This is a genomic window from Enterobacter sp. GD03975 (genome assembly GCF_029838645.1).
Taxonomy (GTDB): Bacteria; Pseudomonadota; Gammaproteobacteria; order Enterobacterales; family Enterobacteriaceae; genus Enterobacter; species Enterobacter quasihormaechei.
This window is the reverse complement of the sequence record NZ_JAOBZC010000002.1, coordinates 342,012-355,363: the sequence shown is the minus strand read 5'-3', so window position 1 is coordinate 355,363 and position 13,352 is coordinate 342,012. Positions and strand designations below refer to the sequence as shown.

Below are 13,352 nucleotides of genomic sequence, written 5' to 3'. Positions count from 1 at the left end.
TAAAAGCACCGGCTCCGCTCAGGCGGAGCCGCTGTTGAGATTGCGCTCGGCCCAGAGAATGAATTCCGCCTCAGGCAGCGCCTTGCTGTAGTACCAGCCCTGTCCGTACTGCACGCCGTGGCGATGCAGCCAGGCAATCTGTCCTTCCGTTTCGATGCCTTCTGCCACCATCGCCAGCTCGAGCGATTTTGCCATTTCGATAATGTGCGGAGTGACGTTTTTATACTCCAGCGCGTGCACGAAAGATTTATCGATCTTCAGGGTATCGACATCCAGATCCTGGAGATAGCTCAGGCTGGAGTAGCCTGTACCAAAATCGTCAATGTAGACGGCGTGTCCGGCACGGCGAAACGCCGCGATGGCCGGGGCGCTGACGGCGGGATCGGCGAAGCCGCGCTCGGTTAACTCCAGCGCAATCTGCTGCGGGTGGACTTTCCATTTGTTCAGCAGCTGGCTCAGCAGGCGCGGCAGCTCCACGGACGTTAAATCGGCTGGGGCCAGGTTAACAGAAATGTGCAGCTCCGGATGATGATGCAGCCAGTCGCCCAGCTCGTCGAAGATCTTATCGATTGCCAGCAGCGTTAACTGGGAAATCAGCCCCGTTTGCTCAGCCAGAGGGACAAATATGTCTGGCGACAGGTTGCTGCCATCCGGCTGCGGCCAGCGCATCAGCGCTTCGGCTCCTACCAGTTTGCCGCTGCACAGCGCCACGATGGGCTGATAGTGAACCTGGATCTCCCGGTTGTTTATCGCGTCCATCAGGCGGTTACGCGGAGACTGTAGCCGGCGGAGGATCCGCAGAACAATCAGGGCCGCCGCCAGGCTAATCAGCACGCCCGCCGGCAGCCAGATGAGCAGCTGCTGATGCCAGGCTTCCGCCAGCGGCTTCAGCGAGGCCCAGGCAATGACGGTGAACCCCAGCTCGGGCACGGGCTTCAGAATGTACATCGAGCCGTTGTACTGAACGCTCGTCATCTCCTGCCGATCCTTAACAATCGAGAGGATATGCGGATCGAGGACATGACTTCTGGCAAATATGCGCTGTGTCGTGTTGCCCACCAGGGCGGCATCCATCGAGATTTCGCCGAACGGAACGACATCTACAAGCGATGCCGGATCGACCATCACCAGATAATGCCCTTTCCCGATCACCACCATATAGCGGTGAATGCCGAGGTCGTTTTGCGAGGTGAGCCACGTGCTGTAACCGTCCTCGGTGATGCGCACCGGAGGCGGCAGAGCCTCCGTATTACTCGACTGTTCCAGGGAAGAGCAGAGCGGCTTCAGGTTATCGACATACATCACTTCCTGAACATAGCGCCAGGAGAACGCGACCCGGCGCATTTCACGTAAATGCAAGGGAGTGCAGGGCGGGGCGTTGAACGACTGTAGGTGCGTGAGCGCCTGTTTAGCCTGCACGACAACTCTGTCGGTACGGATCAGAACGCGCGAGGCATAGCCGTCCAGCGCCTCCACAAACTTTTCCTCTGCCTGACGATGCGCCAGCCAGATACTGAGGCAAACGGGGACCAGCACAGAAATGATCAGTACGCCCGTGACCAGGCTCACCAGATGTCGGGTTCGCATGCCGTTTTCCTTCCCATTTGCCCATGAAGGGCAGTGAGTTTGAGCGCCAGAGGAGAAAGATTTTAGTGCTAAATGATATAGTTATAGCATGCGAAAGTCGCAGGCAGGTATCTGAATCCACCTTTGGATAAAAGACAAAAGTGCGCTGGATCGTCCTGGGGGTTGTTTTTACAGCAAGGCTCGGCTAGTATTTTGTTATGTTATAACAATACACGAGAGTCAGATATGAAACCGAATATCCATCCAGCCTATCGCACCGTTGTGTTCCACGACACCACGGCTAATGAATACTTCCGCGTTGGCTCAACGATTAAGACGGACCGGGAAATCGAGCTCGACGGCGAAACGTATCCTTACGTCACCCTTGATGTCTCATCAAAATCGCATCCGTTTTATACCGGGAAGCAGAAGACCTTCTCCACGGACGGCAGCGCGGCGCGCTTCCGCAAGCGTTTTGGCGGCTTTCTTGATGCGAAGCGAGGCTAACCATGCAGGTACTTAACTCGCTGCGTAGCGCAAAGCAACGGCATCCGGATTGCCAGATCGTCAGGCGCAAAGGGCGTCTGTACGTTATTTGCAAATCCAATCCGCGCTTTAAGGCCGTACAGGGACGTAAAAAAAGGCGCTAAGCGGATGCTTGGCGCCTCTTCTCCGGCAACAGCCCTGCTAGCCGTTAGCAGGGCGAGAGAGCGTGAAAACGTCATAAAACGAAAGCTCTCCCTTCCTCGCCACCATTTTTTGCAGCTTCTCTTTAAGCCCGGCCTCGACTGAAGGTGAGCGCATGATGCTGTCAATTAGCTCGGGCGGCACGTAGCGCGTGTTATACCACTCGCCGTTGTAGCACACGCGGAAATCTAGCACGTCGATATCTTCATACCGGTAGCGCGGGTTAACGTCGAAAAAGAAGAACGCGTTAAACACCACGAACAGCACAACCAGCAGCCAGACGGAATCGACCAGCGTTTCAGACCTCAGCATGACGATAAGCGTTGCCAGCCAGGCGGCGTACATCGCAACGAACAGTCCGGGGTGTTTACGGATAAAGCTGATGCTAAAGCGCGGGCGATTGTCGCGCTTTTCACGGGCATTGAGATCGTCGATGGTGGCGGTAAGCAGGCGCTGTATCTCTGTCATTTTTTGCCTTTATACATATTGAAAATACAGGTGATCTGCCTATTTTATGAGAGGGGGTCAGGCGTGGAAAGTAACAGTTATGCCGGGAAAAAGCATAACAGTTACTCAGGGAGCCTTAGAGCATTTTTATGATTTTCGCGGGATTTCCGCCCACGACCGCATTGGCCGGCACGTCTTTGGTCACAACCGCACCGGACGCGATAACCGCATTATCGCCAATGGTCACGCCCGGGTTAATGACCGCCCGTCCGCCAATCCAGACGTTGTGGCCTATGGTGACCGGTTTGCCGTACTCAAGCCCGCTGTTACGCGCGGTCGCGTCCAGGGGATGCGTGGCCGTATAGATGTGCACTCCCGGCGCGAGCATACAGTTATCGCCAATGCGGATAGGGCAGACGTCCAGCATAACGCAGTCGAAGTTAGCGTAAAAATTGTTGCCCAGGTAGATGTTATAGCCGTAGTCGCAGCGGAAGCTCGGCTCTATATAGGCGCCTTCGCTTTGACCCAGCAGGTCAGCTAACAAGGCGCGTCGTTCGGCTTTCTCATCGGGGGCGGAATGGTTATAGCGGTGGATAAGATGACGCGCGCGTAAACGGTCAGCCCTTAACGTGTCGTCGCCAGGGCGGTAATATTCACCTGCAATCATCTTCTGTTTTTCGTCACTCATGGGAACCTCACTGGAATCGTTTTACGTAGCGTAAAGAGGATTAGCCAGAAAGGGAACGTTCCCTAAAAATGGCTGTGACGGTAGTCACAACATTCTTGAGCGTAGATACTTTTTACACGGGAACCTGGCGTTTGCACTTGAAGCGTAGTTCGAAGGTAAATTCAGCTTAACAACGGGCGTAGTGCCTTTACAGTCTCTCTTCAACGATTAACGAACAAATTTCCATACCGAAGTGGGGATCTTGTCATACAGTTTATTCATGGTCAGTTCAGCAAGACGATGGTCGGCAGCTGAATAAAATACCGCCAGTTCATTATCGGACAGCTCGTATTTATTTTTCTCAATAACCCGCTCGAGTGTGTCAATTGACTGGCAGCGTCGCAGGCGCATCAAATAATCGACTTTAGTTAATGGTTTATCAGACATAAATTCACCTTAGTAATTGTAATAATTTTAACAGGAAAGACTAACCGGATTAGCTCTGCTGACATTCGTGAAGCAGCGAAATAGACGGTTTCCTGATTTACGCCATTTCTGCAAATCCTGTGCGTTAATGCCGTAGCTGCTGAACAACATAAAGGTGTCGTCCAGGTATTCATCAATTTGCTCTATCAACTTATTATCTTCATTGTACTTAATTTTATAATTAAGTGCGAAGGTAGCGATATGCTCAATCAGCTCGTTTAGCTGTAAATTGATAGCAGACGTTGGATCGTTCACCCAGCCATGGTTACTTTCTTCAAGATTGGCGAGGCAGTCATGGTACAAGGATTCGCAGAGAAATTTCAACTGCGCGATATCATGCCTTTTTGGCGAGTACTCGTCCATAGCGCATCCCCTTCTGAGTGATTTTTTACTCACCGAACATCATGTCGGGATGGATACAACTTGCTTAGCTACACGGGAGCTGTGTTCCTGATAACTCTAACTATAAGCCACTCTGATCAAGATTTCATCGCGCTATTACGAAAAATTACAATTAAAACGTTACTGTGCGAGCCTTTACGCAAATGTTCCTTTGGCAGGGAACGCGTTAATCAGTAAAAAACGCATTTTTTTATCGGTTCCTTAAAATTCATTGAGTTAGCGCAAAGTTTGATGTGAAGTCCGGAACCAGATATCTCAGATATTTTCTTTAAGTTAGGAATAGTCCGAATAATTTACGCCGCGAAATGATAATAAAAGAATGCTGAGTTCTTCGTATTGATTTTCGACCTATTATGCCAGGCCTTATAAAAAAGAAGAAAATAAATAGAACGACAATAGGTCTATTTTATGATCTTTTCTGAAAATGAAAAAGGCCGCAAATGCGGCCTTTTTATCATGTGAAACCGGTATCAGTGATGTTCTACCGAATGATTGTGCTCAACATCTTCATTCTTACGGCTGAAGCGGCGACGAACCACCACAAAGAACACCGGCACGAAGAAGATCGCAAGCACCGTCGCGGTGACCATACCGCCCATAACGCCAGTACCTACCGCGTTCTGCGCGCCGGAGCCTGCACCTGAACTGATAACCAGCGGCATAACGCCCAGGATAAACGCCAGGGACGTCATCAGGATTGGACGCAGACGCATACGAACCGCTTCCAGCGTAGCTTCAATCAGGCCTTTACCTTCTTTCTCCATCAGATCTTTGGCGAATTCGACGATAAGTATCGCGTTCTTCGCCGACAAGCCAATGGTTGTCAGCAGGCCCACCTGGAAGTATACGTCGTTGGTCAGCCCACGGAACGTTGCAGCAAGCAGCGCACCGATAACCCCCAGCGGAACCACCAGCATAACGGAGAACGGAATCGACCAGCTCTCGTACAGTGCCGCCAGACACAGGAACACCACAATCAGTGAAATGGCGTACAGGGCAGGGGCCTGGTTACCGGACAGACGTTCCTGATAGGACATGCCGGTCCAGTCGTAGCCGATACCCGCAGGCAGTTTGCTGGCCAGCTCTTCCATCAGGTTCATGGCTTCACCGGTGCTTCGACCCGGCGCTGCCTGACCGAGGATTTCCATCGATGGCAAGCCGTTATAACGCTCCAGACGCGGCGAACCGTATTCCCAGTGTGACGTAGAGAAGGATGAGAACGGCACCATCTGACCATCGCTACCGCGAACGTACCAGTTGTTGATATCGTTCGGCAGCATGCGGTATTGCGCTTCGGACATGACGTACACTTTCTTCACGCGACCGCGGTCGATGAAGTCGTTGACGTAGCTACCGCCCCAGGCTGCACCCAGCGTGGTGTTGATGTCGCTGATGGACACACCCAGCGCCTGCGCTTTTTCCTGGTCGATATCGATCTTGTACTGCGGCGTATCTTCCAGACCGTTAGGACGCACGCCCACCAGCAGGTCAGGGTGTTTTGCCACCTCGCCAAACAGCTGGTTACGCGCCTGAGTCAGTTTTTCGTGTCCCAGACCGCCCTGATCAATCAGCTGGAAGTCGAAGCCGGTCGCCGTACCCAGTTCCACGATCGCTGGCAGGTTAAAGGCGAAGACCATCGCGTCTTTAATCTGCGAGAAGGTAGCCATTGCACGGCCGGTAATCGCTTCAACTTTGTTCTCGTCGCCCGGACGTTCAGACCAGTCTTTCAGAGAAACGAAGGCAATACCGGTGTTCTGACCACGACCTGCGAAGCCAAAGCCGTTAACCGCAAACACGGATTCGACGTTGTCTTTCTCTTTGGTCAGGAAATAGTCGGTCATCTCATCCAGCACTTTCTGCGTACGCTCTTGCGTCGCACCGGCCGGAAGCTGAGCCATACTCAGGAACACGCCCTGGTCTTCATCTGGCAGGAACGAGCTTGGCAGACGAACAAACAGGAAGGCCATCCCTACCACGATGATGATGTAGAGCAGCAGGTAACGACCGGTGCTGCGCAGGATGTTCCCCACGCTGTCGGTGTAGTGATGCGTGCTCTTATCAAACATGCGGTTAAACCAGCCGAAGAACCCTTTGTGCTCGCCGTGACCGCCTTTCTGAATCGGCTTCAGCATCGTCGCACACAGGGCTGGCGTCAGGATCAGCGCAACCAGCACGGACAGCGCCATTGCTGACACGATGGTGATGGAGAACTGACGGTAAATCGCACCCGTTGAGCCACCGAAGAAGGCCATCGGGATAAACACCGCAGACAGTACCATCGCGATACCGACCAGCGCGCCCTGGATCTGACCCATCGATTTACGGGTCGCTTCCTTCGGCGGCAGGCCTTCTTCCGCCATCACACGCTCGACGTTTTCGACCACCACGATGGCGTCATCCACCAGCAGGCCGATGGCGAGCACCATCCCGAACATCGTCAGGGTGTTTATCGAGTAGCCGAATATCGCCAGAACCGCGAAGGTCCCGAGCAATACAACCGGTACGGCGATGGTTGGGATCAGCGTCGCGCGGAAGTTTTGCAGGAACAGGTACATGACCAGGAAGACGAGGATGATCGCCTCAACCAGGGTTTTTACCACTTCGTGAATCGAAATTTTTACGAACGGCGTCGTGTCATACGGGTAAACGATTTTCAGACCTGACGGGAAGAACGGTTCCATCTTCTTCAGCTCTGCACGGATAGCCGTCGCGGTGTCCAGGGCGTTCGCGCCGGTCGCCAGTTTGATACCCAGACCAGATGCCGGCTTGCCGTTGAACTTCGCGATAACGTCGTAGTTCTCGCCGCCCAGCTCCACTTTCGCCACGTCACGCAGGCGAACCTGCGAACCGTCCTGATTCACCTTCAGCAGAATTTTGCTGAACTCATCCGCAGAGGTCAGACGCGTTTGCGCGATGATAGACGCGTTAAGCTGCTGGCCTTTCACCGGCGGCGTACCGCCTAACTGACCGGCGGCAACCTGGGCGTTCTGCGCTTTGATGGCGTTGATCACGTCAACCGGCGTCAGCTGGAAGTTGTTCAGCTTATTCGGATCCATCCAGATACGCATCGCGTACTGAGAACCGAACAGCTGAACGTCACCCACACCGGACGTACGGCTGATGGCATCCTTCATGTTGGCGCCCACGTAGTCGGAAATATCCTCCTGCGTCATGGTGCCGTTGGTGTTGATCACGCCGACAACCATCAGGAAGCTACTGGACGATTTCTCGACGCTCACGCCCTGCTGTTGCACTTCCTGCGGGAGCAGGGGCATCGCCAGCTGCAATTTGTTCTGCACCTGAACCTGTGCAATGTCCGCATCCGTACCGGATTCAAAGGTCAGGGTGATCTGAACCGTACCGGTTGAGTCACTGTTTGAGGACATGTACATCAGGTTATCGATACCGTTCATGTTCTGTTCGATAACCTGCGTAACGGTATCCTGCACCGTTTTCGCATCAGCGCCCGGGTAGGTTGCGGAGATCGTTACTGCCGGTGGCGCAATCGTTGGATATTGCGCAACAGGCAGCTTCAGGATCGCAAGTCCCCCGGCCAGCATGATGATAATGGCGATCACCCACGCAAATATGGGGCGATCGATAAAGAAATTAGGCATGTCTTAACGGCTCCTGTTTAAGTTAAGACTTGGTTTGTTCTGACTGGCCAGCGGCGGACGCTTGTTGTTTGTCGTCAGATTTCACTTCCTGAGCTTTGACCTGCGCGCCAGGACGAACTTTTTGCAAACCGGTTACAATCACGCGATCGCCATCTTTCAGACCTTTCGTTACCAGCCACTTGTCGCCAATCGCCTGCGTTGCGGTGATATTGCGCGTTTCGACTTTGTTATCGGCACCCACAACCAGCGCGCTCGCATCGCCGCGTGGCGTACGGGTCACACCCTGCTGAGGAACCAGAATGGCGGTTGGGTTCGTCCCTTCTTCCAGACGCGCGCGTACGAACATACCCGGCAGCAGCGTTTTATCCGGATTCGGGAAAATGGCCCGGATGGTGATTGAGCCGGTGGTCTGATCGACGGTCACATCAGAAAATTCCAGTGTACCGGTCTGCGAGAACTCGATACCGTCGTTGGTAACCAGTTCAACCTTGGCTTTACCGTTTTCCTGTTTCAGTTGACCGCTGGCCAGCTCCTGTTTGAGACGCAGGAAATCGTTGCTGGACTGGGTAACGTCAACATAGATCGGGTCAAGCTGCTGCACGGTGGCCAGCGCGTTGGTCTGACCGTTCTGCACCAGCGCACCTTCGGTGACGGCAGATTTACCAATACGACCGCTGATAGGAGAGGTCACTTTGGTGTAGGCCAGGTTGATACGCGCGGTTTCTACCGCCGCTTTCGCCGCCACAACGGCCGCGTTGGCTTGCTGCGCATCGGCCAGGGCAGAATCATAATCCTGTTGGCTGATGTACTGCGTGCCGAGCAGTTTCTTGTAACGATTCAACGTCAGCTGCGAAATTTTGGCTGCCGCTTCTGCTTTCGCCAGATCGCCTTTAGCGCTCTCATAAGACGCCTGGTAGGTTGCTGGATCAATCTGATACAGAGACTCACCTGCTTTGACATCACCGCCTTCGGTGAAGTTACGTTTCAGGATGATACCGCTCACCTGCGGACGCACTTCCGCAATGCGGTAGGCGCTGGTGCGGCCCGGTAGTTCTGTTGTCATCTGGAGAGGTTCGGATTTGAGCGTCACCACGCCAACTTCTGGCACCTGCTGAGCTCCTTGTTGAGCCTCTTTGTCGTCACATCCTGTAAGCGCTAAGCTGCCTGAGAGCATCAGAACGACCGCCAGAGGCGTTAACCCTCTGTTTTTGTTCATATGTAAACCTCGAGTGTCCGATTTCAAATTGATCAAGGGTCCTGAGTCTAAAAACCCATTGCTGCGTTTATATTATCGTCATGCTATGGTACATACATTCATAAATGTATGTAAATCTGACTCCTGTAAATTCATCAACGTATGGCACGAAAAACCAAACAACAAGCGCTGGAAACCCGACAACACATTCTGGATGTGGCAATGCGTTTGTTCTCACAGCAGGGTGTTTCGGCAACCTCGCTGGCGCAGATTGCTCAGGCCGCGGGCGTCACGCGGGGAGCGATTTACTGGCATTTTAAAGACAAGTCAGATCTGTTTGGTGAAATCTGGGAGCTTTCAGAGTCCAGCATTAGCGATCTTGAGACTGAGTATCGGGCAAAATTCCCTCACGATCCACTCTCAGTATTAAGAGAAATATTAGTATATATCCTTGAAGCGACCGTTGTGGAAGAACGCCGACGTCTGATGATGGAAATCATTTTCCATAAATGTGAATTCGTTGGCGAAATGGCGGTGGTTCAGCAGGCACAGCGCGACCTGTGTCTGGAAAGCTACGATCGCATCGAGCAGGTTCTTAAGGAATGTATGCAGGCCGACATGCTTCCCGCCACGCTGTTAACGCGCCGGGCGGCGATCCTGATGCGCAGCTATATTTCCGGCCTGATGGAAAACTGGCTTTTTGCCCCGCAGTCGTTTGATTTGAAAGCAGAGGCGCGCAGCTACGTCGCGATCTTCCTTGAGATGTGCCAGCTTTGTCCGACTCTCCGCAGTGAGGAACCGCCGCTGACTGCCTGAACCTGTCCAGGAAATGTCTTAGAGGATAACCTTCCCGCTATTCTGCTTCAGGCGGGCGTGATATTCTTCACGCCCGACTATTTTCGGTCATTTCTCAGATCACATTCACGACTATGCTGCACACCTATCGCTCGACACATTCTGTTCTGGCCGTTTTTTTGATCCTGCTGTTTTTCTTTGCAGCCGCACCGCATTCCTGGGCCCGTGCAGACAACGGCAGTGACGTTCCGACGCGTGCCGAGGTTCAGTCGCAACTCGACACCCTGAATAAACAGAAAGATCTCTCCGCTCAGGAAAAGCTCGTTCAGCAGGACCTGACGGAAACCCTGGAAACGCTGGATAAGATCGATCGCATCAAAGCCGGAACGGCCCAGCTACGGCAGAAGGTTGCTCAGGCACCGGAGAACATGCGTAAAGCAACGGAGGCGCTGAACGCGCTCAGCGACGTTGATAACGATGATGAAACCCGGAAAACGCTCGCCACCCTGTCGTTGCGCCAGCTTGAGTCGCGCGTGGCGCAGCTGCTGGACGATTTGCAAACGGCGCAGTCCGATCTCTCGACCTACAACAGCCAGCTGGTTTCACTGCAAACCCAGCCTGAGCGCGTGCAGAACGCCATGTACTCCGCATCGCAACAGCTCCAGCAGATACGTAACCGTCTGAATGGCATCACCGTGGGGGAAGGGGCGCTTCGTCCGAGCCAGCAAACGCTGCTGAACATTCAGCAGACACTGCTGAACGCGGAGATTGAACAGCAGCGTAAGAGTCTGGAAGGCAACACGGTGTTGCAGGATGCGCTGCAAAAACAGCGTGACTACGTGAACGCGAATATCAACCGGCTCGAGCATCAGCTTCAGCTGTTGCAGGAAGCGGTGAACAGCAAGCGCCTGACGCTGACCGAAAAAACGGCGCAGGAAGCGGTTTCGCCAGACGAAACGGCGCGCATCCAGGCCAATCCGCTGGTGAAGCAGGAGCTGGAGATTAACCATCAACTGAGCGAACGCCTGATTCAGGCAACTGAAAGCGGCAGCGCGCTGGTGCAGCAGAATATTAAAGTCAAAAACTGGCTGGATCGCGCTTTGCAGGCCGAGCGTAATATCAAAGAGCAGATTGCCGTCCTGAAGGGCAGCCTGCTGCTGTCGCGCATTCTCTACCAGCAGCAGCAGACGCTGCCGTCCGCCGACGAGCTGGAAGACATGACCAACCGCATTGCGGATTTGCGTCTTGAACAGTTTGACGTTAACCAGCAGCGCGATGCCCTGTTCCAGAGCGACACGTTTGTTGCCAAAGTGGAAGAGGGCCATTCAAGTGAAGTGAACGGTGAAGTTCACGACGCGCTGTTGCAGGTGGTGGATATGCGCCGCGAACTGCTCGATCAGCTTAATAAGCAGCTGGGCAATCAGCTGATGATGGCGATTAACCTGCAAATCAACCAGCAGCAGCTGATGAGCGTATCTAAAAGCCTACAGGAGATCCTGACCCAGCAGATTTTCTGGGTGAACAGCAACAAACCCATGGACTGGGACTGGTTTAAATCTTTCCCTGAAACGCTGAAATCCCAGATCAAAAGCATGAAAATTACCGTGAACTGGGAGAAAGCCTGGCCTGCGGTGATGATTGCCTTCCTGGCGGGCCTGCCTTTGCTGCTCATCGCCGGCGTGATCCGCTGGCGTTTGAAATGGCTGAAACAGTATCAGGCGAAGCTGGCCTCGGAAGTGGGGCAACTGCGTAACGACAGCCAGCTGCACACGCCGAAAGCGATCCTGATCGATCTGATCCGCGCGCTGCCGGTTTGCCTGCTGATCCTCGCCATCGGCCTGATCCTGCTGACCATGCAGCTCAATATCAGCGACCTGCTGTGGGCGTTCAGTAAAAAGCTGGCGCTGTTCTGGCTGGTGTTTGGCCTGTGCTGGAAAGTGCTGGAAAAAGATGGCGTCGCCGTCCGCCACTTCAACATGCCGGAGAAACTTACCAGCCACTGGCGTCGCCAGATTGTGCGTATCAGCCTCGCGCTGCTGCCGCTGCACTTCTGGTCCGTTGTGGCCGAGCTTTCTCCGCTGCATCTGATGGATGACGTGCTCGGACAGCTGGTGATTATGCTGAACCTGCTGCTGATTGCCGTCCTGATGTGGCCGATGTGCCGCGATAGCTGGCGTGATAAAGAGTCCCACAATCTTCGTCTGGTTATCGTAACGGTGCTGGCGTTCATTCCGCTGGCGCTGATGGTGCTGACGGCAACGGGTTACTTCTATACCACGCTTCGTCTGTCAGGCCGCTGGATTGAAACGGTCTACCTGGTGATTGTGTGGAACCTGCTGTTCCAGACCGTGCTGCGTGGTTTGAGCGTGGCGGCGCGCCGCATTGCTTATCGTCGTGCTGTTGCCCGTCGACAGCATCAGGTTAAAGAGGGGGCTGAAGGGGCTGAGCCGCAGGAAGAGCCGACCATTGCGCTGGAGCAGGTCAACCAGCAAACGATGCGTATTACCATGCTGGTGATGATCGCCCTGTTTGCGGTGATGTTCTGGGCCATCTGGTCTGATCTCATTACCGTCTTCGCCTACCTCGACAGTATCACCCTCTGGCAATACAACGGCACCGAAGCGGGCGCTGCGGTAATGAAAAGCGTCACCATGGGCAGCCTGCTCTTTGCGCTGGTGTCGTCAGTGGTTGCCTGGGCGTTGATTCGCAACCTGCCTGGCCTGCTGGAAGTGCTGGTGCTCTCAAGGCTGAACCTGCGTCAGGGGGCGTCGTATGCCATTACCACCATCCTGAACTACGTCATTATTATTGTCGGGGCGATGACGGTATTCGGCTCGCTGGGCGTCTCGTGGGATAAGCTTCAGTGGCTGGCGGCGGCGCTGTCGGTGGGTCTGGGCTTCGGCTTGCAGGAGATCTTCGGTAACTTTGTCTCCGGCCTGATTATCCTGTTCGAACGTCCGGTGCGTATCGGCGATACCGTCACCATCGGCACCTTCTCCGGGACCGTCAGCAAGATCCGTATCCGTGCGACCACCATCACTGACTTCGATCGTAAAGAGGTGATCATCCCGAACAAAGCCTTCGTGACCGAGCGACTGATCAACTGGTCCCTCTCCGACACGACCACCCGCGTAGTGATCCGCCTCGGGGTGGCCTACGGCTCAGATCTGGATAAGGTCAAAGAGGTGCTGCTGAAAGCGGCTAACTCGCACCCGAAAGTGATGCACGATCCTGCCCCTGACGTATTTTTCACCACGTTTGGGCCGAGCACGCTGGATCATGAGCTGCGGTTATACGTGCGTGAACTGCGCGATCGCAGCTACACCGTCGACGAGCTGAACCGCACCATCGATCGCCTGTGCCGTGAAAACAACATCAATATCGCCTTCAACCAGCTTGAGGTGCACCTGCGCAACGAGAAAGGTGACGAGCATACGGAAGTGAAGCGCGAGATTAAGGGTGACGATCCGACTCCCGCCTAAACTATTTT

Annotated in this window: 11 protein-coding genes; 4 read left to right on the top strand and 7 right to left on the bottom strand. The window is 54.0% G+C overall.

The annotated features are described in order from the left end of the window. Positions 1-18: 18 nt before the first annotated feature. On the bottom strand, positions 19-1,587 hold the full coding sequence (locus N5C09_RS05325) for an EAL domain-containing protein (protein WP_107534814.1): 1,569 nt from the start codon (positions 1,585-1,587) through the stop codon (positions 19-21). A gap of 225 nt (positions 1,588-1,812) precedes the next feature. On the opposite strand from N5C09_RS05325, the gene N5C09_RS05320 reads away from it, so the two are divergent. After that, a complete protein-coding gene (locus tag N5C09_RS05320; RefSeq protein WP_063451670.1) occupies positions 1,813-2,073 on the top strand; it encodes a type B 50S ribosomal protein L31 in 261 nt (86 codons plus the stop codon). A 2-nt stretch (positions 2,074-2,075) separates the two neighbouring features. Further along, the gene (gene ykgO, locus N5C09_RS05315; protein WP_063451669.1) at positions 2,076-2,216 is read left to right on the top strand and encodes a type B 50S ribosomal protein L36; all 141 of its coding nucleotides are present in this window, start codon (positions 2,076-2,078) and stop codon (positions 2,214-2,216) included. A gap of 37 nt (positions 2,217-2,253) precedes the next feature. On the opposite strand, the gene N5C09_RS05310 is transcribed toward ykgO, so the two are convergent. The 6 genes from N5C09_RS05310 to acrA form a co-directional block, all read right to left on the bottom strand. Further along, positions 2,254-2,721 carry a YlaC family protein gene (locus N5C09_RS05310; RefSeq protein WP_063869025.1) on the bottom strand — a complete coding sequence of 156 codons (468 nt, stop codon included), beginning with the start codon at positions 2,719-2,721 and terminating at the stop codon, positions 2,254-2,256. 115 nt (positions 2,722-2,836) lie between these two features. Further along, positions 2,837-3,388 (bottom strand): maltose O-acetyltransferase, encoded by a 552-nt coding sequence (gene maa, locus N5C09_RS05305; RefSeq protein WP_279748605.1) that lies wholly within the window; start codon positions 3,386-3,388, stop codon positions 2,837-2,839. A 207-nt stretch (positions 3,389-3,595) separates the two neighbouring features. Continuing rightward, positions 3,596-3,814, bottom strand: coding sequence for an HHA domain-containing protein (locus N5C09_RS05300; RefSeq protein WP_010428174.1), 219 nt, complete (start codon positions 3,812-3,814; stop codon positions 3,596-3,598). A gap of 27 nt (positions 3,815-3,841) precedes the next feature. Then, positions 3,842-4,216, bottom strand: a complete 375-nt coding sequence (gene tomB, locus N5C09_RS05295; protein ID WP_006809850.1) for an Hha toxicity modulator TomB — start codon at positions 4,214-4,216, stop codon at positions 3,842-3,844. A 509-nt stretch (positions 4,217-4,725) separates the two neighbouring features. Continuing rightward, positions 4,726-7,872, bottom strand: coding sequence for a multidrug efflux RND transporter permease subunit AcrB (gene acrB, locus N5C09_RS05290; RefSeq protein ID WP_063451666.1), 3,147 nt, complete (start codon positions 7,870-7,872; stop codon positions 4,726-4,728). 22 nt (positions 7,873-7,894) lie between these two features. Continuing rightward, positions 7,895-9,088 carry a multidrug efflux RND transporter periplasmic adaptor subunit AcrA gene (gene acrA, locus N5C09_RS05285; protein ID WP_063451665.1) on the bottom strand — a complete coding sequence of 398 codons (1,194 nt, stop codon included), beginning with the start codon at positions 9,086-9,088 and terminating at the stop codon, positions 7,895-7,897. A 141-nt stretch (positions 9,089-9,229) separates the two neighbouring features. Between acrA and acrR the strand changes: the two genes are divergently transcribed. Both acrR and mscK read left to right on the top strand, forming a co-directional pair. Next, entirely contained in the window at positions 9,230-9,883 is a 654-nt protein-coding gene (gene acrR, locus N5C09_RS05280; protein WP_063451664.1) for a multidrug efflux transporter transcriptional repressor AcrR, read from the top strand. 113 nt (positions 9,884-9,996) lie between these two features. Then, positions 9,997-13,344 carry a mechanosensitive channel MscK gene (mscK, locus tag N5C09_RS05275; protein WP_279748603.1) on the top strand — a complete coding sequence of 1,116 codons (3,348 nt, stop codon included), beginning with the start codon at positions 9,997-9,999 and terminating at the stop codon, positions 13,342-13,344. Positions 13,345-13,352: the final 8 nt, after the last annotated feature.